Genomic DNA, 21,171 nt, shown 5'->3' with positions numbered 1-21,171 from the left:
AGCCGACCCGTGTGACCAACCGAATCCGTGCTCTGCGGTTCGCGCACGACGAGATGACCCAGGCCGAGCTGGCCGAGCGCATCGGCGTGACCCGGCAGACCGTCATCGCCATCGAGCAGGGCCGGTACTCGCCGTCCCTCGAGATCGCCTTCCAGATCGCCCACGTGTTCAAGGTTCCGCTCGAAGAGGTGTTCCAGTACCCCGGCTCACAGGAGGAGACGACATGAAAGCCATCGCCCAGGACGTGTACGGCTCGGCCGACGTGCTCCGATTACGCGAGGTCGACCGGCCGCCGATCGGAGAGGACCAGGTGCTGGTCCAGGTGCACGCCGCCGGGGTGGACCCCGGTGTGTGGGTCTGCATGACCGGCCGGCCGTACGGCGCGCGGGTCGCGTTCGGGCTGACACGGCCCAGGGTCGCCGTGCGGGGCCGGGCGCTGGCCGGGGTGGTGACGGCGGTCGGCTCCGGCGTGACGCGGTTCCAGCCCGGCGACGAGGTGTACGGCACCACCCCGAGCGGCAGCTACGCCGAATACGCGGCCGCCCCTCACAAGCGGCTCGCTCCCAAGCCGGCCAAGCTGTCGTTCGAGCAGGCCGCCGCGGTTCCCATCTCCGGGGTGACCGCGCTGGAGGCCGTCCGCGACGGCGGGCGGGTCCAGCCGGGGCAGAACGTGATGGTCGTCGGCGCCGCCGGCGGCATCGGGTCGTACGCGGTGCAGATCGCCAAGGCGTTCGGCGCGAGGGTGACCGGCGTGTGCAGCACCGGCAAGGTGGAACTGGTGCGGTCGCTCGGCGCCGAGGAGGTGATCGACTACACCCGTGAGGAAGTCGACCGCGACGGCCCGCGTCACGACGTGATCATCGACACCGCGGGGTGCCGGCCGCTGTCGCTGCTGCGGCGCGCCCTGACTCCACGCGGGACGCTGGTGCTGGCCGGCGGCGGCCACGACGCCGGCGGACTGCTCGGCGGCTACACCCGCCAGCTGCGCGCACCCTTCGTTTCCATGTTCATCGGACAGCACCTGCGCGGCCTGGCGTCCAAGGAACGCGCGCAGGAACTGGAGGAGCTGGGCCGGCTGATCGATGCGGGCACGGTCACCCCGGTCATCGACCGCACGTACCCCCTCGGCGAGACCCCCGACGCCATCAGATATCTCGCACAAGGCCACCCCGCGGGCAAGGTCGTCATCACCCTGAACGACTGACGGTCCGTCAGATCCACCGCGGCCGCCAAGCGGCGGCCGCGGCCGTCAGCGGTTCGCGGGCATTCTGAGCAGGAGTGCGAGGCCCGCCGCCGCGACGGACAGGACCGCGGCGAGGGCGAAGGCGTGCTGATAGTTGGCGAGGGCGACGGTCGTCGTGGCGCCGCCGACTCCCGCGGCCAGGATGGCGCCGGCCGCCGGGGAACCCGCGGCGGAGCCCACCGACCGGATCACCGTGTTCAGTCCGCCGGCCGCGGCGACCTCGTCGACGGGTACGACGCGAGCGATGATCTGGTAGATCACCGAGACGCCCCCGCCGATGCCCAGGCTCAGCACACAGAACGACGCGATTATCGACCACATCGCCGCCGGCCAGAACGTCAGACCGAGCGCGCCGAGGCCCATGCTCGCCATCGCGATGACCATGCTCGGACGGTGACCGACGCGTCCGAGCAGAGCGGGAGCCGCCCGGCCGCCGACGAACACGCAGACCGCGGACGGGAGAAGAACGAGACCGGTACGCAGGACGTCGTAGCCGTACCCGTAACCGGTGCCGGGATCGGCTTCGAGGATGCTCGGCAGGCAGACGTAGATGATGTAGGAGACGAAGCCGTTCACCAGGACGAGCACGTTGGCGATGGCCAGGGACGGCCTGGTGAGCGACCTCACGTCGACCAGCGGTGTCGCCACACGGTGCTCGACGATGACGAGGACGGCGAAGGCCGCGACCGCTCCGCAGAACAGGAGCAGGGTGGGCCCTGCCGTCCAGCCCCAGGAGGGCGCCTGGGTGACGCCCAGCAGAAGGCTGACGAGCGCCACGGTCAGCAGCACGGCGCCCACCCAGTCGGTCCGGCTCGCCTGCCCGGTTCGGTGAGTGTGCGGCACCCAGGCGACCACGAACACGAGGCTGATGACGATCAGCACTCCCGTGAAGACGAACATCCCCTGCCAGCTGGTGACCTTGAGGATGGCGCCGCCGATGACGAGAGCGGCGCCGGCGCCGAGCCCGAGCACTCCGGAGATCCAGCCGATCGCCGTGTTCATCGCCTTGCCGGTCGAATGGCGGCGGACGATCGCCAGCGCCAGAGGGAAGGCCGCGGTGCTGATCCCCTGCACCGCGCGACATGCGATCAGGACACCGATGGTGGACGCGAACGCCGCCGCGAACGTCGCGATCGCGAAGACCACGAGGACCACCACGAGCACCCGTCTGTGGCCGAGCCGGTCTCCGAAGGATCCCGCAATGGGAGCGAGAACCGAGCCCGTTAGCAGGTAGGACGTGAGCACCCACCCGCTCGCACCGAGCCCCGCATGGAGGTCCGAACCGAGAACCGGCAGGGCCGGCACGAGCATCGTCTGCATCAGCGCGTACACGAGCACGACGAAGACGAGCGCTGACACCATGCGGCCGTTCTTCGCCGCGGCGGGGGCGCCGCGGGCGGGTGTCAGGACGGCCGTCTCTGGCGTCCCCGCAGTCGGGTGGGACATTTGTTTCCTCCTTCAATCGGAACGGAATTTCCGTTCCGATTGATTCTGATAGCGTCGCCGCATGGGTGTCAATCCGTCTCTCGCCGCACGTCAGGCCGAGCCCGACCGTCCGGCACCCGGCCGCGTCCGCGAGGCCCGGGCCAACGACCTGTCCGTCCTCATCGCCGCGAAGGAGATCTTCGCCGAGCGCGGTTTGTCGGCCCCGATGTCGGCCATCGCCGAACGTGCGGGAGTGGGCGTCGGCAGCCTCTACCGTCGCTATCCGAGCAAGGAGGCCCTGGCGCAGGCGCTGCGGATCGCGGCGATGGACCAGATCTGCGAGATCGCGGAGGACTCCATCGAGCAGGTCCCGGCGGAACAGGTCTTCGCGAGATTTCTGGATCGCTACCTGGCCGATTCCTTCGGGCCCCTCGTCTCCGTTCTCGGAGGCCGCGTGGCCGACCCCCCTGAGGTACTCGCCGCGGCGGACCGCATGCGCGACGCTCTGCAACGCGTGGTCGACGTGGCTCGGGAGTACAAGCAGATCCCGGAGGACTACGGACCGACCGACATCGTGGTGATCATCGTTCATCTCCGGGGGGCTCTTCCGGGCGATCCGGCCACGGTGGCCAGGTACACCCGGAGGCTGCTGGAGCCGTTGCTCGCGGGTCTCCGCGTGATGGCCTCGTCCGGACGGGCCCACGACGCCGCGGCTGCCCCTCAATGGGACGAATGGCTCGCCTTCTGGAGCGGCAGACAGCCATGAATCTTGCAGTGACCCGGAGTCACAGGGCCGGGTGACATCGTGTTGCGGTGAACATCTTCCGACGTCGGCGGGGTCGCATCCGTTTCCATGGCGATTGCCCCGCATGCGGCCACGACTGGCGTGAGCACCCTGGCCAGCCACCCACCTGGCCCTTCTGAGCCGCCTGGAGAAAACACTACGATCACGGCATGGGAAGCAATCCTGTCGGAACCTTTCTCCCCCTGATCTTCATCTGCGCGCTCATCGTCGTCGTTCTCGTGGCTGTAAGGGGCGCGAGAGCGCGCAGTGTGGGTCGCAGCGTTGGTTCTGGCGGTCCTGCCGACCTGGCGACGAAGGTCCGGGGGCTGAAAAGCCAGGGACGGTACGAGCAGGCCGTTTTCCTCGTCCGGGGTGAAACCGGCTTCAGCGAAGACGCGGCACGCTCGTTCGTGGACAGGGTGTGACGGAACCTCTGCCAAGCTCTATTGGTACCCGGCCGGGCGGACCAGGCCCGTCTCGTACGCGTAGACGGCGGCCTGGGTTCTGTCGCGCAGCCCCAGCTTGACCAGTATCCGGCTCACATGGGTTTTCACCGTCTGCTCCGCCACCACCAGGCGGGCGGCGATCTCCGCGTTGGACAGGCCCTGCGCGATGAGGCTCAGTACCTCGGTCTCACGTTCGGTCAGGTCGCCGACGCGCTCCTTGAGCGGGGCCCGGGGGGCGGCGGTCATCCGTGAGAACTCCGCGATGAGGCGTTTGGTGACGGCCGGGGCGAGCAGCGCCTCACCCGCCGCCACCACCCGTACGGCGTGGGCGAGCTCGGCGGCCGACGCGTCCTTCAGCAGGAATCCGGACGCTCCCGCGCGCAGCGCCTCGTACACGTACTCGTCGAGGTCGAACGTCGTCAGCACCAGGACCTTGACGACGGTCCCGGCCGTCGTGGTGATGCGGCGGGTCGCCTCGATGCCGCCGAGTTCGGGCATCCGGATGTCCATCAGCACGACGTCCGGTGCGAGTTCGGCGGCCTTGGCGACGGCGTCGAGACCGTTGACGGCCTGGCCGACGACCTCGATTCCGGGCTCGGCGTTCAGCAGGACCGTGAAGCCCTGACGCACCATCACCTGGTCGTCGGCGATCAGCACCCGGATGGGCGTCATGCTGTGTCCTCCGCATGCGGTCCCCCTGCACCGGCGGGCAGGGTCGCGCGCACCTCGTAACCGCCGTCGGATGTAGGGCCGGCCACCAGCTCGCCTCCCAGCATCACCGTACGCTCGCGCATGCCCAGCAGCCCGTGCCGCGGCTCGGAGGAGGGCGCTGCCGGCCGGTCCGGTACGGCGTTGACGACGCGGACGGTCAGCGCGTCGGCCCGATACCCGAGCTGCACGCGCACCGCGGCGCCGGGGGCGTGCCGCATGGCGTTGGACAGCGCCTCCTGGATGATGCGGAACGCGGAAAGTTCTACGCCCGGCGGCAACCGGCGCGGCTCGCCCGTGGTCTCGATGGAGAGCGTGAGACCCGCACCCCGCACCGTCTCGGCGAGTTCGCCCAGCCGTTCCAGGGTGGGCTGCGGCGCATGGCGGGCCTCGTCCGCCGGCGCGTCCTCCGACCGCAGCACGCCCAGGACCCGCCGCAGTTCCGTGAGAGCCTCCACGGCGCTCTGACGGATGCCCGCGAGGTTCTCCTTCAGCTCTTCCGGCGGGTCCTTGACCAGGTGGGGCGCGACCTGCGCCTGAATGGAGATCAACGACATGTGGTGGGCGACCACGTCGTGCAGTTCCCTGGCGATCCGGTTGCGCTCCTCGAGCACCGTGCGTCTGGCCCGCTCCTCGGCCGTGAGCTCCTTCTGTGAGAACAGCCGGGCGCGGGCCACGCGTTCGCCACGGAGTACCGCACCGATGCCCACCACGGCGCCGACCGCCGTCACCGACACGAAGAAGGGAGGCGTCACCACGATCTGAGCGGGACCGATGCCCGGGTTGACGAACGTCAGGCAGGCCACGCCGGTCAGGACGCTGATCGCCAGCGTCTCGCCCACGACCCGGGGACGGACCCGCAGCGCCACCAGGTACAGCACCCCCACCTGGAGCGCGATCAGCTGAACCGACCAGGGGATCGACATCACGCGGAGCGCGGCACCTCCCGGGACGTCCCAGGACGCGGCGGGAGGTTCGACAATCCTCGCGGCGACGACCAGGACGACCGTCGACGCCCACCAGGCCGGCATCGGGCGGAACATCGCGGCGACGAGCAACCCCGCCTGCACCATGGTCAGTGTCGAGACCCGCGGATCCGGACCGGAGCCCTCGATGGCGCCGGTGACCGCGAAGACCACCACCACGACGTGCGGCAGCCGGGCCAGCCAACGGGGCCCCACCATGGGCGGAAGCGGATCGTAGACCCACGTCAACAGGTCCGTGCGCAGAACACGCGGCAGCGTCGGCAGCACCCTCATCAGCTCTCGCCCCACGCGCCGTTTGCCACCTTCGAGTCTTTGATCGGCGACGTCCACCTTAGGGCGGATGCAGGACCTTCGCCCTCGGCACTGCCGCGATTTCCCGGCGTTCCCCGCTCGTACGTGCGGAACGCGGCCGAGCACACGAGCAGCGCCGCCGCGAACGCCGGCAGCCAGGCCAGCCGGGCGAGCACCCAGCCGGGGCCGTCGGGGACGGTGTGCAGGCCGGGGAGGGGCTCACCCCCCAGCAGGCCGATGGCGGAAACGGCCATCATCGCGGTCTGATGCCAGAGGAAGATCGTCATGGCCGACAGGTTCACCAGGGCGACCGCGGCCCACGTGATCCTGCGGCGCAGTATCCGCCGCAGCCGGCCGAGCAGCAGCAGGGCCACCCCGCACTGGGCGAGACCGAAGGTTACGGCCGCGATAGTGGGCGGGTCGAGGTTCGAGACGGCGGCGCCGGGCACCCCGACCATGTCGGCGGGGTAGCCCGCCAGCAGGACGAGCCCGGCGGTGGCGGTGACCCCGCCGACTACAAGCGCCCATCCGGTCCCCCGGCTCCGCATCGCGCCCCGGGTCCAGGCCGCCCCCAGGCAGTACGGCACCAGCCAGCCGGCAGCCACGTTGACCCAGCCGAGCCAGGCGGGGCCGCCCAGGCCGTACCGGACGAGGTCGACGAGCGCGACGACGGCGAGCGGCACGAGCGGGTGCAGCCGGGCGGCCAGCGGGGTGCCCGCGGTCAGCGCCGCGAAGACCAGCAGGAACCACAGAGGGGACACGACGAGCTTGACCAGCGCGCGCACCGTCCCCGAGTCGGTCCCGAAGGCGAGCATCGCGACCGCCGCCACGGCCCACACCGCGAGCACGGCGGCGACCGGCCGGAACAGCCGGGACATCCGGGCGCCGAGCCACCGGAAGTACGTCACGTCGCGGGCGCGGGCGGCGGCAAGGCTCTTCGCGCCGGCCAAGCCGCCCACCAGGAAGAAGACCGCCAGCGTCTGGAGCAGCCAGGACACAGGAGCGAGGTGCGGCATGGCGCGAAGCGGGCTGGCGACGTGCATCGTTCCGCTGTCGACGACAAGAGCGCTCACGAGCCAATGGCCGAGCACCACGCCGAGGATGGCCAGCGCGCGCAACGCGTCGACGGCGCGATCACGGCCGGGTGGGGTCGCCGCGTCGATCCGCAGGACGAGGTCACGCACGAGGGTCCTCCTCGCACGGCGCCTGCCCCGAGACGATCCTGGCGATGTTCGACAGGGCCGCCCCTGGCCTGAGGTAGTCGCTGTGTCCGCCGTCACCTGCCACGAAGACCCTGGCGCCGAACGAGGGCGACACCGGGTCGGCGCCCAGCCCGACCGTGATGAACGGCAACCTGAGCCGCGTGTGCGGCACATCGCCGATCCAGTCGCCGGCGCTCCGGCCGGCCCAGACGGTGGCGCGGGTGTGCAGCGCGCCGACGTCGTCGACACCGATTCCGGCACTGCCGACCAGGACGACGTCGGCGACGTCCAGCCCGGACGCCGCCCGCCCGCAGACCACGGTGCCGTACGAGTGACACACGAGCGAGAGCCGGGCGGCGGGCTCGGCGACGGCCAACTCCCGCACGAAGGCGCTCAGGGCCGGGGCGGCCCGGTCGGCACGGCCGGTGGTCAGCACCTCGGCGCTCACCGTGCTCGGCGTCTCATACCCGAGCCAGCCGATCACGGCGGATCGGTCACCGAGCGCCTGCTGCAGCCTCATCGCGCCACCGCGCAGGAGTCCGTACTCGTCGAGGTTGGTATCGGAGCCCGGAACGAGCACGGCGATCCGCTCGGCCTGAGCGAGATCGCCGAAGACCTCCACGGCACGGCCGCCGTCACGGCCGTCGAAGAACAGGAAACGCCGCGTCCGGTCGGCCATGGTGCGCAACATCGCGGCCCGCCACCGGTCAGCGTGGGCGGCGGCCGTTCGCCCGGCCGCCTGGATCGCGTCGCGGGTGGCGGCGTACCGCTCGGCGAGCGCGGCCGGGGTGAACGTCCGCAAGGGGGCGAGGGCGGGCGGGACGGGTGCCTGGACGGCCGCGGGGCGGGCCGCTCCCGACACCGGTCCGGCGATCGAGAGGGTGACGACTGCGGAGAGCAGGGCGCGGCGCAGACGGCTCATACGTGGGGGGAAGGCCACAGGTGAGGCCCTTCTGTACGGCTTCGGAGGCTGACGGCACCGAAGCTACGCATCACACCCCGTAGTCGGCCTCCCGCTGGAGAGTGCATCTCCCGCGTAGCTCCGAAGTACTACGAGAGGGAACACCGAGCCGTCCGCGGGCGCCTTCCGGCATCGCCGAGTGTGCGAGTCAGCCGAGCTTTCCCAGCTCCGAGACCGCGAGATGCCAGGGGTATGACTGGAACGCGTCGGCTCCGGAGTCGAGAGCGTGCGGTTCGAATTCACCGGGACCGAGGAGGACGCGGACTCCCTCGGCACGAAGCGTCTCAACGCTTCGGTGAAAGGGCTCTCGGCCGGCCAGCGCGCTGTTCACAAAGGGCAGCACGACGACGGGGATGCCGAGTCCGGGCGCTTCGGCCAGGAGGCCCAGGGCATAGGTGTCCGTGATGCCCAGGGCGACCTTGTTGATCGTGTTGAAGGTCGCGGGGGCGACGATGAACGCGTCCGCCCGTGGCGGCTTGGGATCGCCTGGCTTGCGGTACCGGCTGCGGACGGGACGGCCGGTCTGCTGCTCCAGCGCCGCGACGTCGATGAAGTCGAGCGCGGGAGGGGTGGCGACGATCTGGACGGTCCACCCTTCGTCCTGGGCCATGGTGACCAGGCGGCCGACGTCGCCGGCCGGGCCTGCGGCGCAGACGATCACATAGAGGACCTTGTCAGGCTGGGTCACGCGGTGAAGATACCGCGCTCATCCCGAGTCTGCGGCCGTCAGCCGTCCAGCCCGAGCAACCTGGTGACCAGCTGGTGCAGGTACGCACGGAACCGCTGCAGGTACACGGTGTTGCGCGGCCCACGGAGCTCGCCGCTGGGGGTGAGCATGCCGCCCACCACGAAGCCGCGTACGCACCAGACGATGATCTCGAGGGTGACGTCCAGGTCCACGCCAGGTCTGACTATGGGGCGAAAAACGTCCTTGACCCGGTCCCGAAGTGGTTTGAGGTACAGAGCCTCGACCTCGGTGATGTCGGCGGCGTCGGACAGCCATCGGTGGATCCACAGCTCGGGCACCTCCGGGTGGTCGATGTAGAAGTCCAGATAGCGGTCGACGACCAGGAGGACACCCGCTCGATCAGGTGTGAACGCGGCGAACGCGGAGTCGTACATCGCCCGCGTGTGGAGGTAGGTCTCACGCATCACCGTGAGGTAGATCTCGCGTTTGTCACCCACGAGGTCGGTGACGGCATCCTGGTCGAGTCCGGCGGCGTCGGCGATCATCTGGATCGGAGTTCCGTCGTACCCGAGAGACGCGAAGAGCCGGGTGGCCTTCTCGATGATGCGCTCCCGCATCACGTTCGGCTCGAGCCCGACTTCGCGGCCGGCCCCTCCCATGAACCTCACGTTAGTCGCGTCTCTGCCCCCGCCACCCGTTGAGGGGTCCCGATGGCGCCACATGCGAGGCGTCAGCGGGCGTCACAGGCTACGGCCGGCACCTCCGAGGCCCACATACTCGAACTCACCGGCCTCACCTGGCTCACCGGCGGCGCAACCGTGGTCTACCGCCGGGCCTGAGATCTCCCCTGGTCGGAGGAGTTCCTGGGCGCGTTGCCAGTCAGTGCCGCGGCTCTTCTGAGGTGCCGGTTCGCCGGTTGTGGTGGTCCAACAGCCTGGACAGCAGCTCGGCGAACCGCTCTCGATCCTCGGATGAGAGTGGAGCCAGCAGTTCGTCCTGGGTTTCCGCCAGCCGCTTCTCCAGTCGCCGCAGCTGCAGCTCGCCCTCGGGCGTCAGCGAGATGATGTTGCGCCGCCGATCGGAGGGGTCCGGGGCGCGCTCGACCAGGTTGCGCTCGGCCAGCTCGTTGATCGTCGCGACCATGTCGCTGACGTGGATGCCGCTACGGCGGCCCAGCGTGGCCTGGCTGGCCGGGCCGAACTCCTCCAGGGTCGCCAGCAGGCGGTAGTGATAGCCGCGGGCGCTGACGGACGAGAACCCGTCGGCCACCAGGCGGTGCGCGTGGTTGGCGGTCTGGGTGAGCAGCCAGCTCGGCAGGCTCTCCCACCCGGCGGGCGGCTTGTCGGACGGGTTCTCCATGTGGCAAGCCTAACGAATCGTTGGGAGCACCAATGATTGTGATATCGTTCGGACGCCAAACGTTAGGCGCACAAACGTTTCATGCCCAAACGAATCCCCCCGGAGTCAGGACCATGATCAAGCCGTTCCGCATCGACATCCCGCAGGCCGACCTCGACGACCTGACCGACCGGCTCTCCCGCACCCGCTGGCCCAACGAGGTCGCCGACGCCGGATGGGACTACGGTTTCCCGCTGACGCGGCTCAAGGAACTGGCCGAATATTGGCGCACCGGTTACGACTGGCGCGAGCACGAGGCCAGGCTCAACGAGCTTCCGCACTTCACCACCGAGATCGACGGCCAGAACATCCACTTCGTCCACGTCCGGTCTTCGAAACCGGACGCGCTCGCGCTGATCCTCACCCACGGCTGGCCCGGTTCGTTTCTGGAGTTCCTCGACGTGATCGAGCCGCTGTCGCGCGACTTCCACGTGGTGATCCCGTCCATCCCGGGTTACGGCTTCTCCGGGCCGACCCACGACCGCGGCTGGGACATCGTCCGGGTCGCACGGGCCTGGGCCGAGCTGATGCGCCGTCTCGGGTACGAGCGCTATGGCGCGCAGGGCGGCGACTTCGGCTCGGGCATCTCGACGGCGCTCGGCGCGGTGGCGCCCGAGCAGGTCGTCGGGGTGCACGTCAACTACCTGCCGACCCGGCCGATACCGGACGCCGACATCGAGCTGTCAGAAACGGACGAAGCTCGGCTGGACCAGGTCCGGCAACTGATGGCGAATCGTCCGCCGTACCAGGCTCTGCAGGCCACCACCCCGCAGACCATCGGCTATGCGCTGACCGACTCTCCGGTCGGCCAGCTGGCCTGGATCGCCGAGCGCTTCGCACAGTGGACGGACCCCCGTTCGCAGATCAGTGACGAGCGGATGCTGACCGGCATCTCGCTGTACTGGCTGACCGCCACCGCGGCCTCCTCGGCGCGGCTGCACCGCGAGACTCCGCGGCGGACCGAGCCGTGCCCGGTACCGGTTGGCGTGGCGGTGTTCGCGCACGACATCACGCAGTCGGTGCGGCCACTGGCCGAGCGGCTGTACGACATCAGGCACTGGTCGGAGTTCGAGCGCGGCGGCCACTTCGCCGCGATGGAGGTGCCGGAACTGCTCGCCGAGGACGTCCGGGACTTCTTCCTCACCCGCATCAAGGAGGACTCCCAAGTCGGCACTCTCTAGGAGACACCGCCGGCTTCCATTCGCCCACTTCTCAGAAGGGCGGGATCTGCTCCGGCACCAGGCCGGCCTGCCGGAGCAGGCCATGCAGATCGGTTTCACCCCAGAATTCGACTATCCGTCCGGCATGGAGGCGGTAGGACTTGATGCCCGTCATGGTGAGATCGCGCCCGGTGCGGTCGTGAGTGTAGGTCAGCGTGAACACGACTCCGATCGCGGCCCAGCAACTCCTTCTTCTCATCACCGGCTTCCGTCGTAGGCTGAACCTCGCACGTGATGAACGGGAGGCGAGGTGGCCGAGACCACGGTGGCCGAGGTGATGGCCGAACTGGCCGACCTCGAGGACCCGAGGACACGCGAGGTCAACGAGAAGCACGGTGACGATCACGGTGTGAATCTCAGCAAGCTGCGCGCGCTCGCGAAGCGGCTGAAGACGCAGCAGGAACTCGCGTGCCGGCTCTGGGAGACCGATGACACCGCGGCGCGACTGCTGGCGATCCTGATCTGCCGTCCGAAGGCGTTCGAGCGTGACGAGTTGGACGTTATGTTGCGCGAAGCGCGCACACCCAAGGTGCACGACTGGCTCGTGAACTACGTGGTGAAGAAGAATCCGCACTCCGGAGAGTTGCGCCTGGCCTGGTCAGCCGATCCGGATCCCGTGGTCGCGAGTGCCGGCTGGGCGCTGACCACCGAACGCGTCGCGAAGAAGCCCGAAGGCCTCGACCTCGCCGGACTGCTCGACGTCATCGAGACGGAGATGAAGGACGCCCCGGATCGCCTGCAGTGGGCGATGAACCACTGCCTGGCTCAGATCGGGATCGAGCACACCGAGCACCGCGCCCGTGCCGTCGACATCGGTGAGCGCCTCGAAGTGCTCAAGGACTACCCGACTCCCCCGGGCTGCACCTCTCCGTTCGCGCCCATCTGGATCACCGAGATGGTGCGCCGGCAGCACGACAAATAGGGATTCGCGCTCACGCTCGTGCCGCTCGCGCCTGGGCTGTACTGACCATGGACGTCAGTGACGGTGGAGTGGGATCAGCGACACGCTGTCGATGGTCTTTGAAATGGGTGAGGGCCTTCTGGCGTGGTGTAAGTCGACCAGTTACTCAGCCCGGCCGGCACCGTCGCTCGCGAAGGACACTGTGATGCCCCTTTGGCACGTCTACCATCCGGTCGGCACCTACACCGCGCGGCAGAAGGAGGAATTCGCTGCAGACGTCGCGCAGCACTACGTAGGTGCCGGTCTGCCGAAGTTCTACGTCATCACCCTCTTCCACGAAGTGCCGGAATCCTCGTTCCTCATCGGCGGCGAACCGTCGGACAGCGCCGTGCGAGTGGTGATCGAGCACCTCGCTCGCCAACCGCGGGATCCCGCCGCGCGAAACCGGATCGCCGAGGAGTTGAGCCACCTGCTGGCCCCCCACACTCGGGACCGGGGCCTGTACTGCGAGTTCCATGTCGACGAGACTCCCCGGGATCTGTGGATGATCGACGGGCTACGGCCTCCTCCCGAGGGCAGTGAAGCCGAACGGCTCTGGGTGCGCGAGAATCGGGCGGTTCCCTACTACTGACCGGCGGGGACCGCGATACCGCGCGATTTGAGCACTGCGAACTCTCTGAACAGGCCCGAGACGCCCCGCCCGCCGTTGTGACAAAGGAATGGGCGGGGCGTCCGGCTACTCAGATCTCCTGCTCGTGCGAGTGTCGCTGCCGGCCGCGTCCTGTTGGGGGGACGGCTTGCCGAGCGCTCAGCGGATCAACCTTGCACGGGAGGCAGGCCGCCCGCGAAGTCCCCTCGTCAGTCCGCGGTCATCCCGCCATCGATCGCCAGCGCGGCTCCGGTGATGAACCTGGCTTCGTCGCTCAGCAGGAACGCGACGAACGCCGCGATCTCGTCCGGCTGGGCGACCCGCCCGATCGGGTGCATCGCCCCGGCTGCGCGCAGGGCCTCCTCCGGTGTCGGGCCCATGTTGGCACGCAGCAGCGGGGTGTCGACGCCGCCGGTGATCAGGGCGTTGATCCGAATGCCGGCCGCGGCCGTTTCGAGTGCCGCCGACCGGGTGAGGCCGACCACGCCGTGCTTGGCGGCGCTGTAGGAGGCCGCGCCCGCTTGCCCGGTGACGCCGTTGGCCGAGGCGTTGTTCAGGATCGCGCCTCCGCCGTTCGCCAGTAGCACCGGAATCTGGTGCTTCAGGCCGTAGAAGACGCTGCTGAGGTTGAGCGCCAGCTCGGCGCGCCAGGCGTCGCCCTCGATCTCGGTCAGCGGGCCGACCGCCGTGGCGGCGCCGACGTTGTTGAACACGCCGTCGAGCCGGCCGTACCGACTCACCGCCTGGCGGACCAGCTCCGCCGCCTCGGCCTCCACCGTCACATCGGCCGGGATGAAGGTGGCCTCTCTTCCGGCGGCGCGGAGGTCCGCCACCAGCGCGTCGCCTGCCTCCTTGCCACGTGCTGCGAGGACGACTTTCGCGCCCTCGGCCGCGATCCGTTCGGCCGCGGCACGGCCCATGCCGGAGGTGGCACCGGTGATCAGGATGACTTTCTCTACAAACCGCGTGGACACGATTTCCCCCTAGATGGTTCTCATTGGATACCAGGTGCGTAATCCGTACCTTTGCAGCGCTGCGGGAACGCGGCAAGAGAGCACTTCAACGTGACCAGGTATCACCGGGAGAACCACCCCTATGGGAACCAGGTACCTCTCGTATACTGCGGGCATGGCACACCCGATCCCGGAGGTGGACGACACCACGTCCGAGTTGTGCGAGCAGGCCCGCCTCGCCCTCATCCGCGACGTGCTCGAACGGGTCGGCGACAAGTGGTCGGTGGTGGTCATCTGCCAGCTCGGCGACACCACCCGGCGGTTCAACGAGCTGCGCCGGATGAGCGAGCCCATCACCCAGCGCATGCTCAGCGCGACACTGCGGGGGCTGGAACGGGACGGCCTGGTGACGCGGACCGTCCACGACACCAAACCCCCACGAGTCGACTACGCCCTGACTGCTCGCGGGCTCAGCTTGCTCGGGATCCTCCGCTCCCTGGGCGGATGGGCGGAGGACAACTGCGCCGGCATCCTCGAATCGAGGACCGAATTCGACGCCCGATGAGTCGGACGCCTCGACTTGTACGCCCCGAGGCGGGACATCACCGCCTACTGGTCGTTTCCGATAGACGTACGGGCTGAGGGCGGGGACGGGCCCTGGACCGTCCCCGCCCCGCACGTCACCCTTCGAGCGCCATGTACAGGCGGGTGCCTTGCGGCTTGTAGCCGACGCGTTCATAGACGCGGCGTGATCCCTCGCCCGAGTACTCCAGCCACACCGACTGCGCCCCCTGGGCGAACATGGTCTCCGTCAGCGCGGCTGTGACCGAGGCGGCGATGCCGCGGCCGCGGAAGGCGGGTCGAGTACCCACACCTGCCAACTCCGAAGTGCCCACGGCCGGCGCGGAGCAGGAGGCCCCACCGGCGCAGCCGCCCCCGGGCGCCCGGACGAACCGCACCGCGCCGCCGTTCTCCTGGGTGCGGCGCAGCCGGGCCACACCTTCAGGGGAGGAGGCGAACTCGCCGGAGAACGCCTCGGCCAAGGCACCGTCGATCGACGCGTAGTCCTCGTCCGTGGACGGGGTCTCCACAAGGAGGGGGGCTGCCGTGGCTGGAGGCATCGTCAGCGTGGCCGGAGTGCAGACCAGGTACTCGTGTACCTCCTCCACGGTGAATCCCGCCGCGCGCAGTGCGGGCTCCACGTCGGGCGCGGCGTCCGGCGCGAACTCGAGCCTGGGCTTGAGACCGCGATCGCGGAACGCCTCGATCAGCGCTGCGACATCCCGGCTCGTCGGCCGAGCGCCGGGCTCAGGGGTCGCGTAGTTGATGTACGGGCTGGTGGTGCTGGGATCGAACCCTGCGACGAAGCCACCTGCCTGGACGACCACGGGGCGGCGACGAAGGTTGGCGACGGCAAAGCTCTGGACGTTGGAGTCCATGATGATGTTGACCTCACGTGTATGACATGGTGGAGCGCGATCCCGCCGCACCGGGGCGGATCGGTGAGCCGCGCAGACTTGTCAGACCCGGCGCTGAGCCGGGACCTCCCTGTACAGGGAGGCGAGGCGGTGTGTCAGACACCGCGCGTAGGGCCGCCGTGAGGAGACGAACGTGGCACTGACGATGCCGGTACTGGAGACCGGTCAGTGCCGACGGCGGCCGCTGAGGGACGCCGAGACCATGGACTTCAATCCTTCTGCCGTATATATGAGTGCCGCAAAGCGGGGCCAACTTTGCCACGGCAACCGCGAGTGCGCAACGGGGGTTCTTTTCATCACCGCCGACCAGCAGGTCGGCGGCCCGATCATCCTCGTCCGCGGGCGACGCGGTCAGGATTCGGGGGTGTGCCAGCCGATGCCGGTCAGTTGCTGCGAGCGCTCCCACAGGCGACGGCCGAGTTCTGGATCTTGGGCTGCCGCCGACGGCTGCACGGGTATGGGATGTCCAGACCGTCCGCCCCGGCCGTCAGGTCCGATGTAGGAGCCGCCGGCGAGATCGGGCTCGGTCGCCGCGAAAAGCTGCGGCAGAGCTCCCATCTCCGGACTCTGCGCGAAGAGCCTGCCGAGAACGCGCATGGCGATCCCCGTGATCCCGGTGCCTTTGCTCTGCATCGGCGTGTTGCTGTAGCCCGGGTGCGCAAGAATGCTGGTGATCGGCGACGATGACGACTGCTCGCGCCGGGCGAGCTCCACGGCGAAGACCGCGTTGGCCAGCTTCGATGCCGAGTAGGCGGCGATAGGCGAGTACTTCCGCGACCACGCGACATCGTCCAGATCAAGTTCGCCCTTCTCATGCATGTACGACGTCACGGTGACCACCCGCGGCGCAGGCGACCGGCGCAGCGCCGGTTCCAGCAACGCCGTGAGCGCGAAGTGGCCGAGGTGATTCGCAGCGAGATGGCGCTCTGCGCCCAGCGCGGTCACGGAGTGCTCGACCATGGAGATGCCCGCGTTGTTGACCAGTACGTCGACGGACTCCTCCGCGCCGATTTGCTCCGCGGCCCGGCGAATCGAGTTCAAATTCAGCAGATCGATTTGACGCACCTCCACCTCGGCCCCGGGATACGCCCTGCGGAGCGAGGACGCCACCTCTTCTCCCCGTGCCGCGTCACGAACAGCGAGCAGCACCCGGCCGCCGTGCGCCGCGAGCTCGCGCGCCGTCACGAGACCGAGACCGCTGGTCGCACCCGTCACGACGAAGGTGCGGCCCTTCTGTTCGGCCATTCGGTCCGCGGTCCATCCCCCACCGTCCGGCTTGCTTGCGTTCGTCCTGGAACCCGTCGTCATCTCTTGATCTCACATTCTTTGCTGGCGCGCGCCGCGGCTGTCCAACGCGATGGCCGGCCCCGGATACGCGGCCTTGATCAACCCGCTTCAGCAGGTCTGGGAATGTGGAGAAGCTAAACCTTTCCATTAATGTGAAGGTCAAGCGCCGACCGCGAGGTCGCGTACCGGTGCGACGGCGAGGCGCGCCGTCTGCGCGGATGCCTAATTGAGGAGAGCGATTTGAAGATCGGAGACCTGGCCGCGAAGACGGGGGTCGCGCCGCGACTGCTTCGTTACTACGAAGAGGTCGGCATCCTGCACCCGTTCCGGAGCGGCAACGGATATCGCACCTACGGCGAGCCTGCCATCGATCGTGTACTGCAAATTCGCGAACTTCTCGAAGCCGGTTTCACGACGGAGATGATCCGCGAGGTTCTCCCCTGTCTCGATGCCGCGAAGGAAGAAGCGAAGGCCCCGGTGTGCCCGGCAATAAAGGACCTGGACGGACTGCGACGCCAACTCGTCAGCATCGAACGACGCATCGACGTGCTGCAGCGCAACCGGCACGCGATCGAGACATATCTGCGCGCCTGCGAGGACGCCGCGGCCGCCACCCCTACAGCCTCCGATAGGGTCCCGGACCTGGTTGTGGAGTGATCGCGGCGACATGCCGAACCTCTATCCCGGGGCGACGGTCATGGCCGAATCGACGACGGCTGATTCGTGGGCCGCAGCCATCGGGATTGAATTCCACGAGGTGCGTATCCAGACCAATGCACATGACCTGTCACTGGTATTTTCCGGCTTGGACGTGAGCGAACTGCCGCCCGGCTACACGCCTTTCTCCGTACCTGGAGAGGCCGCGGACAACCTGCAGTAGCGCACACCGAACGGTTCTTTCCTCGATACGGTCAGTTTGCCGTGCGCGTGCCGGGCGTCGCGACGATCATTGGGGCGTCCTCCGCGACGGCAGATCGTGACGACTGTGCGCCCATAATGCAGAGCCACTGCGTGGACTATCTGATCATCGGGCTGTACGCCAGGGCACACCCTTGATCACAAATGGAACCAATGGATGCGGCGGCACGTGGTGCACACGAAGCAGGTCGCGTCACGGTTCGCCCAGTCGAGGTTCATGAATGTCATGCCCGTGGTCTGGAGCTTCCACTGATGGTATTCGAAGAGCTCGTTCTGGCATGTGTCACAGCTCAAATTGTCGCCGTGTGGAAGCGTGACGGTCTGGGGTTCGCTCATGTTGACGATACTAATCGCACCCCCCATCTGACACGTGATCATGCCGTTGATATGGCCTAATGCGACGCCTCACGTATTTGTCGGCAGGTGCACGGCACCCAACTTTCGAAACCGGGAACCCCTTGCCGCCGCCGTCAGGGGCTACCCAGAATCGAACCCCTGTCTAATTGCACGCCAATTGAACGACGATCAAGTCGACGATCCCGTCACCGGTCGGACCGAGATCGTTTCTTCATCGATGTAGTGCTCCAGTGGAAGCGCGACATCCGTGGGAAGGGTCGCGCCGTCTCGGCGGTCGATGAGGTGAGTGCGTCGCCGGCCAGCATGGCGCGCCAGGCGGCCCGAGCGGACTACCAGGTCGGCCGTCTCGTGGTGCTCTACCACCGAGGCGCTGGCGCGGACACGCGGCGACATCCTGCAGGACCGCCCGGCGCCCGGCCGACACAGGGTTCCAGGGGCCGGAGGAAGGCCTCCATAACTGCTGATCCTGCCGGTCGCCGAGGTGATTCAGCCAGTTCGTCCGATCGCGACCACAGGTCCGGCCGTACGAGCGCAAGGCGCGTGGCACTCACGCGGCGCCTCGTCCGACCGGAATATCGCACCATCGCAGACATGACATATCAGGGCATAATAGATTATTTCATGCCAGAATAGCTAATATGGGGCTAAGAGGTTCAATAACTAGGTAAGTGATACACAAAAGCGACCAATCGCCGTTTGTTGCTTAAGAGACATGGAAAACAACGCATTACACAGACAATTCGGCAATAGCTCGCGATCAACACTTCGTGACCATTTGGCGAAATAGAACACGGGGCGCAAGCCCGTTCAAGGGGGAATGAATGCCCAACTTGAAAAGCATCGTCGGGACTCTCGCAATCGGCACCGCGCTGACCGGCGGCACCCTCACCGTCGCAACTGCCTTCACCGCGAGCGCCGCGAATGCCGGCGTCATCTCCGGCTGGGGCGATTCCGACCGCGGCTCGGGCAGCAGCAATTGCGGGCGCAGCAGCGGCTGCAGCAGCAGCAGTTGCAGTCGCGGCAGCAGTTGTGGCCGCGGATGTGGCGGCGGCGGATGTGGCGGCGGCTGGGGCTGGGGCGGCGGCCGCGGGAACCACAACCGGAACTCGAACCACCAATCCCAGCATGCACGCCAACACGAACACCAAAGTCAGCACCTGATGCGGGACTTCACCCTTCAGGTGTCGCCCTTCCAGACGAACCGCAATCAGGCCAACCCATGGCAGAACTCCAGGGCAAGATCTGCTTCCGCGCTGCCGACCACACCGTTCATGTAGCGGGAATGGTGAGATGATCCCGTGATTCAGCCTCCCTGGCGGTGCCAGGGAGGCTGGGCACCGCAGCGGGTCGGCGGCCGCCGTCCTGATCCGCTCCGCCCGCCAACGACAGGAGCCACGGGAGAGGCAATGGACGTCGATAGCGTCATCAAGCAACTCCACGACGTCGTCCGCGTTCTCCTGACGGACTTCGAGATCAGGTACGGCTACCCGCCAGACACCAACGCCCTGGTACCGGCCGATGGAGACGAAGAGCTTCGCGCCTTGTCGCAGCAGCTAGGAGCTCCTCTTCCAGCTGACATCTCGGCCTTCTTTGGCGCCGTAGAAGAGGCGAGTCTTCCGGACCTGTGGAACGGCTACTTCATCGGACCCCCGAGCTGGATCGCCGAGCTGCACCGTTCCCGAGAACCGAGGTTCATCCGCCATGGCACCACGACCCACGAAGTGATGATCATCGCTTCGTGCGGTGGCGGAGTGCTCTACGCGGTCCCCCTACCTGATGGCCGTCCGATCCTGGCGCTACCGAACAGTGCAATCCAGAACGGCGTCTACGATGCCGACGTCGCAGGCTTCGGACCAGTGGCAGCCAATCTCGACGAGTTCATGCGGACGTTGATCACCGCAGCACTCGCTGAGGACTCCATCGATCCCTTCGATCCGTACCAGCACCATCTCGGGGACCCGAAAGTGGCTACGCCGTTGGTCTCAGATGGCGATCGCCCTCGAAATTAGAATGCGCGCGGAATATCGCTCCGCTACCGTCTCTTTTGTACCTCCCGGTGCGCAGGCAACGGATGCTTCGCTCTCTCAAAGCGGTAACGCGGGTTCGAATCCCGCCGCCGGCTTCGGCCGGTGTCGTCTAGTGGCCCAGGACGCTACGTCACCGTCGCCGCCATGACCTCGGGAGGCCACAACTTGATATGCGCTCCCCGGTGCGAAGGCCCCGGCTACTTCTCTTTCTGTAAAAAGACAACGCCGGTGCCGCTCCCGAACTCGGGGAGTCACAACTACATATGCACCTCCCGGTGCGACGACAGCGGTTACTTCAACACGGGTTCGATTCCCGCTGGGCCGACTCCGCCGAAGAGTCCCCAGCCGCTCATGGCGAGCAATCGGCTTCGGCCGATCGAAATCGACCGCCGTCACCTTGATCTCGGGAGGAACACAACTTCAGAACGTGCCCGGTGCGCAGATGAGGGCTACTTCCACTGTTAATGGGGAGGTCGCGGGTTCGAATCCCGCCGGGGGCCACTGGTCCCTGTAGCTCAGTTGGATAGAGCGCCTATGTTTCCTTCGTCGCTTCTGACCTCGGGCGCACCCTCTGAAAAGCGGGCTCCTCCCACCACATGGGGAAGGGGCCCGTTCTCACGTCGAAATGCAACACCAAGGCCCTAGTTGGTCAGGCTGGGGGCCACCCCGAACGCCTTGAGCAGCAACTCGGCGCCTTCCCTGTCGAACGTCGGATACTTGAGCAGCAGCCCCTTGTCCTCACCGCTGATGGACAGTGTCACGGACGTCATGACGGCGCGCTTGACGTCCTCGATCGACAAGAGCGCACGGGGGATGTCGCCGACGATCTTTGCGGTGGGGCGGGCGGTCAGCCAGTGCGCCTCGAGCAGCAGCAGCCGCTCGCTGGTCAACAGGACGTAGTAAGCCTTGTTCATGGCATACATGCCGACCGTGCCGCCAGAGAGCACCATCGAGGCGGCGGCCAGGGCGGCGTTGCGGGCAATCGAGACCTTGCCCACCCGGGCCCTACCGGTCGCGGCCGGCGTCTCACCGGGGTTGAGCAATGGGGTGGCAATAGTGACCAGGGCATCGTGCAGCTTCTGCTTCATGTGTTCTCCCCGCAGCGGCCGGGTCCGCCAGATCGGCGGCGGCAGTGAAATTTCGCATCGGCATGCTACGGGCAACGACGACACCCAACCACTAATAATTCGGGCGACTAGGGCGAAGTATTTGGATCGAGACATTAGGGGCATCAGCCGCTCGCCAACGC

Annotated in this window: 27 protein-coding genes and 1 tRNA gene; 14 read left to right on the top strand and 14 right to left on the bottom strand. The window is 67.7% G+C overall.

The annotated features are described in order from the left end of the window. Nucleotides 1-11: 11 nt before the first annotated feature. Both Pka01_RS37725 and Pka01_RS37720 read left to right on the top strand, forming a co-directional pair. Nucleotides 12-227, top strand: a complete 216-nt coding sequence (locus tag Pka01_RS37725; protein ID WP_373318237.1) for a helix-turn-helix transcriptional regulator — start codon at nucleotides 12-14, stop codon at nucleotides 225-227. Beyond that, entirely contained in the window at nucleotides 224-1,204 is a 981-nt protein-coding gene (locus tag Pka01_RS37720) for an NAD(P)-dependent alcohol dehydrogenase (RefSeq protein WP_203887794.1), read from the top strand. Before Pka01_RS37725 ends, Pka01_RS37720 begins: the two co-directional genes overlap by 4 nt. A gap of 45 nt (nucleotides 1,205-1,249) precedes the next feature. Here Pka01_RS37720 and Pka01_RS37715 read toward each other — a convergent pair whose 3' ends face one another. Further along, nucleotides 1,250-2,689 (bottom strand): MFS transporter, encoded by a 1,440-nt coding sequence (locus Pka01_RS37715; RefSeq protein ID WP_203887793.1) that lies wholly within the window; start codon nucleotides 2,687-2,689, stop codon nucleotides 1,250-1,252. A 61-nt stretch (nucleotides 2,690-2,750) separates the two neighbouring features. Between Pka01_RS37715 and Pka01_RS37710 the strand changes: the two genes are divergently transcribed. Genes Pka01_RS37710 through Pka01_RS37705 form a run of 3 tightly spaced genes read left to right on the top strand, consistent with a single transcriptional unit; the run spans nucleotide 2,751 to nucleotide 3,877 of the window. Beyond that, the gene (locus Pka01_RS37710) at nucleotides 2,751-3,434 is read left to right on the top strand and encodes a TetR/AcrR family transcriptional regulator (protein WP_203887792.1); all 684 of its coding nucleotides are present in this window, start codon (nucleotides 2,751-2,753) and stop codon (nucleotides 3,432-3,434) included. Nucleotides 3,435-3,481: 47 nt separating this feature from the next. Beyond that, entirely contained in the window at nucleotides 3,482-3,592 is a 111-nt protein-coding gene (locus tag Pka01_RS41790; RefSeq protein WP_505877497.1) for a hypothetical protein, read from the top strand. Between the two features lie 30 nt (nucleotides 3,593-3,622). Then, on the top strand, nucleotides 3,623-3,877 hold the full coding sequence (locus Pka01_RS37705) for a hypothetical protein (RefSeq protein ID WP_203887791.1): 255 nt from the start codon (nucleotides 3,623-3,625) through the stop codon (nucleotides 3,875-3,877). Between the two features lie 18 nt (nucleotides 3,878-3,895). On the opposite strand, the gene Pka01_RS37700 is transcribed toward Pka01_RS37705, so the two are convergent. From Pka01_RS37700 to Pka01_RS37670, 7 genes are all read right to left on the bottom strand, one after another. Continuing rightward, on the bottom strand, nucleotides 3,896-4,570 hold the full coding sequence (locus tag Pka01_RS37700) for a response regulator (RefSeq protein ID WP_203887790.1): 675 nt from the start codon (nucleotides 4,568-4,570) through the stop codon (nucleotides 3,896-3,898). Next, nucleotides 4,567-5,880, bottom strand: coding sequence for a sensor histidine kinase (locus Pka01_RS37695; RefSeq protein ID WP_239116110.1), 1,314 nt, complete (start codon nucleotides 5,878-5,880; stop codon nucleotides 4,567-4,569). Before Pka01_RS37695 ends, Pka01_RS37700 begins: the two co-directional genes overlap by 4 nt. Next, nucleotides 5,865-7,067: an acyltransferase family protein gene (locus tag Pka01_RS37690; protein ID WP_203887789.1), complete on the bottom strand. Its 1,203-nt coding sequence runs from the start codon at nucleotides 7,065-7,067 to the stop codon at nucleotides 5,865-5,867. The genes Pka01_RS37695 and Pka01_RS37690 overlap by 16 nt, the downstream gene beginning before the upstream one ends. Continuing rightward, a complete protein-coding gene (locus Pka01_RS37685; protein ID WP_203887788.1) occupies nucleotides 7,060-8,007 on the bottom strand; it encodes an alpha/beta hydrolase in 948 nt (315 codons plus the stop codon). The genes Pka01_RS37690 and Pka01_RS37685 overlap by 8 nt, the downstream gene beginning before the upstream one ends. Nucleotides 8,008-8,194: 187 nt before the next feature. Further along, entirely contained in the window at nucleotides 8,195-8,734 is a 540-nt protein-coding gene (locus Pka01_RS37680; RefSeq protein ID WP_203887787.1) for a flavoprotein, read from the bottom strand. Nucleotides 8,735-8,772: 38 nt separating this feature from the next. Further along, on the bottom strand, nucleotides 8,773-9,393 hold the full coding sequence (locus Pka01_RS37675; protein ID WP_203887786.1) for a TetR/AcrR family transcriptional regulator: 621 nt from the start codon (nucleotides 9,391-9,393) through the stop codon (nucleotides 8,773-8,775). A gap of 220 nt (nucleotides 9,394-9,613) precedes the next feature. Continuing rightward, nucleotides 9,614-10,093 carry a MarR family winged helix-turn-helix transcriptional regulator gene (locus tag Pka01_RS37670; RefSeq protein ID WP_203887785.1) on the bottom strand — a complete coding sequence of 160 codons (480 nt, stop codon included), beginning with the start codon at nucleotides 10,091-10,093 and terminating at the stop codon, nucleotides 9,614-9,616. A gap of 113 nt (nucleotides 10,094-10,206) precedes the next feature. Here Pka01_RS37670 and Pka01_RS37665 point away from each other — a divergent pair, with 113 nt between their 5' ends. Then, nucleotides 10,207-11,313, top strand: coding sequence for an epoxide hydrolase family protein (locus Pka01_RS37665; protein ID WP_203887784.1), 1,107 nt, complete (start codon nucleotides 10,207-10,209; stop codon nucleotides 11,311-11,313). 31 nt (nucleotides 11,314-11,344) lie between these two features. On the opposite strand, the gene Pka01_RS37660 is transcribed toward Pka01_RS37665, so the two are convergent. Beyond that, on the bottom strand, nucleotides 11,345-11,515 hold the full coding sequence (locus tag Pka01_RS37660) for a nuclear transport factor 2 family protein (RefSeq protein ID WP_203887783.1): 171 nt from the start codon (nucleotides 11,513-11,515) through the stop codon (nucleotides 11,345-11,347). A gap of 114 nt (nucleotides 11,516-11,629) precedes the next feature. On the opposite strand from Pka01_RS37660, the gene Pka01_RS37655 reads away from it, so the two are divergent. After that, nucleotides 11,630-12,274, top strand: coding sequence for a DNA alkylation repair protein (locus Pka01_RS37655; protein ID WP_203887832.1), 645 nt, complete (start codon nucleotides 11,630-11,632; stop codon nucleotides 12,272-12,274). A gap of 103 nt (nucleotides 12,275-12,377) precedes the next feature. Then, nucleotides 12,378-12,884, top strand: coding sequence for a tautomerase family protein (locus tag Pka01_RS37650; RefSeq protein ID WP_203887782.1), 507 nt, complete (start codon nucleotides 12,378-12,380; stop codon nucleotides 12,882-12,884). 227 nt (nucleotides 12,885-13,111) lie between these two features. On the opposite strand, the gene Pka01_RS37645 is transcribed toward Pka01_RS37650, so the two are convergent. Continuing rightward, complete coding sequence (locus tag Pka01_RS37645; protein WP_239116106.1) at nucleotides 13,112-13,876, bottom strand: SDR family NAD(P)-dependent oxidoreductase; 765 nt, start codon at nucleotides 13,874-13,876, stop codon at nucleotides 13,112-13,114. 154 nt (nucleotides 13,877-14,030) lie between these two features. Here Pka01_RS37645 and Pka01_RS37640 point away from each other — a divergent pair, with 154 nt between their 5' ends. Then, nucleotides 14,031-14,420, top strand: coding sequence for a winged helix-turn-helix transcriptional regulator (locus Pka01_RS37640; protein ID WP_203887781.1), 390 nt, complete (start codon nucleotides 14,031-14,033; stop codon nucleotides 14,418-14,420). Between the two features lie 115 nt (nucleotides 14,421-14,535). Here the strand turns inward: Pka01_RS37640 and Pka01_RS37635 are convergent, their stop codons facing one another. Beyond that, nucleotides 14,536-15,294 carry a GNAT family N-acetyltransferase gene (locus Pka01_RS37635; protein ID WP_203887780.1) on the bottom strand — a complete coding sequence of 253 codons (759 nt, stop codon included), beginning with the start codon at nucleotides 15,292-15,294 and terminating at the stop codon, nucleotides 14,536-14,538. Nucleotides 15,295-15,684: 390 nt separating this feature from the next. Continuing rightward, entirely contained in the window at nucleotides 15,685-16,641 is a 957-nt protein-coding gene (locus Pka01_RS37630) for an oxidoreductase (RefSeq protein ID WP_275414540.1), read from the bottom strand. Between the two features lie 219 nt (nucleotides 16,642-16,860). Between Pka01_RS37630 and Pka01_RS37625 the strand changes: the two genes are divergently transcribed. Together Pka01_RS37625 and Pka01_RS37620 are read left to right on the top strand one after the other, a co-directional pair. Further along, the gene (locus Pka01_RS37625; RefSeq protein ID WP_203887778.1) at nucleotides 16,861-17,277 is read left to right on the top strand and encodes a MerR family transcriptional regulator; all 417 of its coding nucleotides are present in this window, start codon (nucleotides 16,861-16,863) and stop codon (nucleotides 17,275-17,277) included. 10 nt (nucleotides 17,278-17,287) lie between these two features. After that, a complete protein-coding gene (locus Pka01_RS37620; RefSeq protein WP_203887777.1) occupies nucleotides 17,288-17,500 on the top strand; it encodes a YxiG-like protein in 213 nt (70 codons plus the stop codon). Between the two features lie 176 nt (nucleotides 17,501-17,676). Here Pka01_RS37620 and Pka01_RS37615 read toward each other — a convergent pair whose 3' ends face one another. Then, complete coding sequence (locus tag Pka01_RS37615; RefSeq protein WP_203887776.1) at nucleotides 17,677-17,874, bottom strand: hypothetical protein; 198 nt, start codon at nucleotides 17,872-17,874, stop codon at nucleotides 17,677-17,679. Between the two features lie 842 nt (nucleotides 17,875-18,716). Here Pka01_RS37615 and Pka01_RS37610 point away from each other — a divergent pair. The 3 genes from Pka01_RS37610 to Pka01_RS37600 all read left to right on the top strand — a co-directional run bounded on the left by Pka01_RS37610 (nucleotide 18,717) and on the right by Pka01_RS37600 (nucleotide 20,017). Next, nucleotides 18,717-19,172: a hypothetical protein gene (locus Pka01_RS37610; protein ID WP_203887775.1), complete on the top strand. Its 456-nt coding sequence runs from the start codon at nucleotides 18,717-18,719 to the stop codon at nucleotides 19,170-19,172. A gap of 129 nt (nucleotides 19,173-19,301) precedes the next feature. Further along, the gene (locus Pka01_RS37605) at nucleotides 19,302-19,904 is read left to right on the top strand and encodes an SMI1/KNR4 family protein (RefSeq protein WP_203887774.1); all 603 of its coding nucleotides are present in this window, start codon (nucleotides 19,302-19,304) and stop codon (nucleotides 19,902-19,904) included. 44 nt (nucleotides 19,905-19,948) lie between these two features. Further along, nucleotides 19,949-20,017, top strand: a tRNA-Glu gene (locus tag Pka01_RS37600). Nucleotides 20,018-20,563: 546 nt separating this feature from the next. Here Pka01_RS37600 and Pka01_RS37595 read toward each other — a convergent pair. Beyond that, entirely contained in the window at nucleotides 20,564-21,010 is a 447-nt protein-coding gene (locus tag Pka01_RS37595) for a hypothetical protein (RefSeq protein WP_203887773.1), read from the bottom strand. Nucleotides 21,011-21,171: the final 161 nt, after the last annotated feature.

The organism is Planotetraspora kaengkrachanensis, from assembly GCF_016862895.1.
Classification (GTDB): domain Bacteria; phylum Actinomycetota; class Actinomycetes; order Streptosporangiales; family Streptosporangiaceae; genus Planotetraspora; species Planotetraspora kaengkrachanensis.
Note: the sequence above shows the minus strand (reverse complement) of the source record. Positions and strands in the feature narration are given on the sequence as shown.

Bases quoted from the DNA above. Each gene is read 5' to 3' on its own strand.
- Pka01_RS37720 (WP_203887794.1), top strand. From the start codon at position 224: ATGAAAGCCATCGCCCAGGACGTGTACGGCTCGGCCGACGTGCTCCGA.
- Pka01_RS37715 (WP_203887793.1), bottom strand. From the start codon at position 2,689: ATGTCCCACCCGACTGCGGGGACGCCAGAGACGGCCGTCCTGACACCC.
- Pka01_RS37710 (WP_203887792.1), top strand. From the start codon at position 2,751: ATGGGTGTCAATCCGTCTCTCGCCGCACGTCAGGCCGAGCCCGACCGT.
- Pka01_RS37705 (WP_203887791.1), top strand. From the start codon at position 3,623: ATGGGAAGCAATCCTGTCGGAACCTTTCTCCCCCTGATCTTCATCTGC.
- Pka01_RS37700 (WP_203887790.1), bottom strand. From the start codon at position 4,570: ATGACGCCCATCCGGGTGCTGATCGCCGACGACCAGGTGATGGTGCGT.
- Pka01_RS37685 (WP_203887788.1), bottom strand. From the start codon at position 8,007: ATGAGCCGTCTGCGCCGCGCCCTGCTCTCCGCAGTCGTCACCCTCTCG.
- Pka01_RS37675 (WP_203887786.1), bottom strand. From the start codon at position 9,393: ATGGGAGGGGCCGGCCGCGAAGTCGGGCTCGAGCCGAACGTGATGCGG.
- Pka01_RS37670 (WP_203887785.1), bottom strand. From the start codon at position 10,093: ATGGAGAACCCGTCCGACAAGCCGCCCGCCGGGTGGGAGAGCCTGCCG.
- Pka01_RS37665 (WP_203887784.1), top strand. From the start codon at position 10,207: ATGATCAAGCCGTTCCGCATCGACATCCCGCAGGCCGACCTCGACGAC.
- Pka01_RS37655 (WP_203887832.1), top strand. From the start codon at position 11,630: ATGGCCGAACTGGCCGACCTCGAGGACCCGAGGACACGCGAGGTCAAC.
- Pka01_RS37650 (WP_203887782.1), top strand. From the start codon at position 12,378: ATGGGTGAGGGCCTTCTGGCGTGGTGTAAGTCGACCAGTTACTCAGCC.
- Pka01_RS37640 (WP_203887781.1), top strand. From the start codon at position 14,031: ATGGCACACCCGATCCCGGAGGTGGACGACACCACGTCCGAGTTGTGC.
- Pka01_RS37635 (WP_203887780.1), bottom strand. From the start codon at position 15,294: ATGGACTCCAACGTCCAGAGCTTTGCCGTCGCCAACCTTCGTCGCCGC.
- Pka01_RS37630 (WP_275414540.1), bottom strand. From the start codon at position 16,641: ATGACGACGGGTTCCAGGACGAACGCAAGCAAGCCGGACGGTGGGGGA.
- Pka01_RS37620 (WP_203887777.1), top strand. From the start codon at position 17,288: ATGCCGAACCTCTATCCCGGGGCGACGGTCATGGCCGAATCGACGACG.
- Pka01_RS37615 (WP_203887776.1), bottom strand. From the start codon at position 17,874: ATGAGCGAACCCCAGACCGTCACGCTTCCACACGGCGACAATTTGAGC.
- Pka01_RS37610 (WP_203887775.1), top strand. From the start codon at position 18,717: ATGCCCAACTTGAAAAGCATCGTCGGGACTCTCGCAATCGGCACCGCG.
- Pka01_RS37605 (WP_203887774.1), top strand. From the start codon at position 19,302: ATGGACGTCGATAGCGTCATCAAGCAACTCCACGACGTCGTCCGCGTT.
- Pka01_RS37595 (WP_203887773.1), bottom strand. From the start codon at position 21,010: ATGAAGCAGAAGCTGCACGATGCCCTGGTCACTATTGCCACCCCATTG.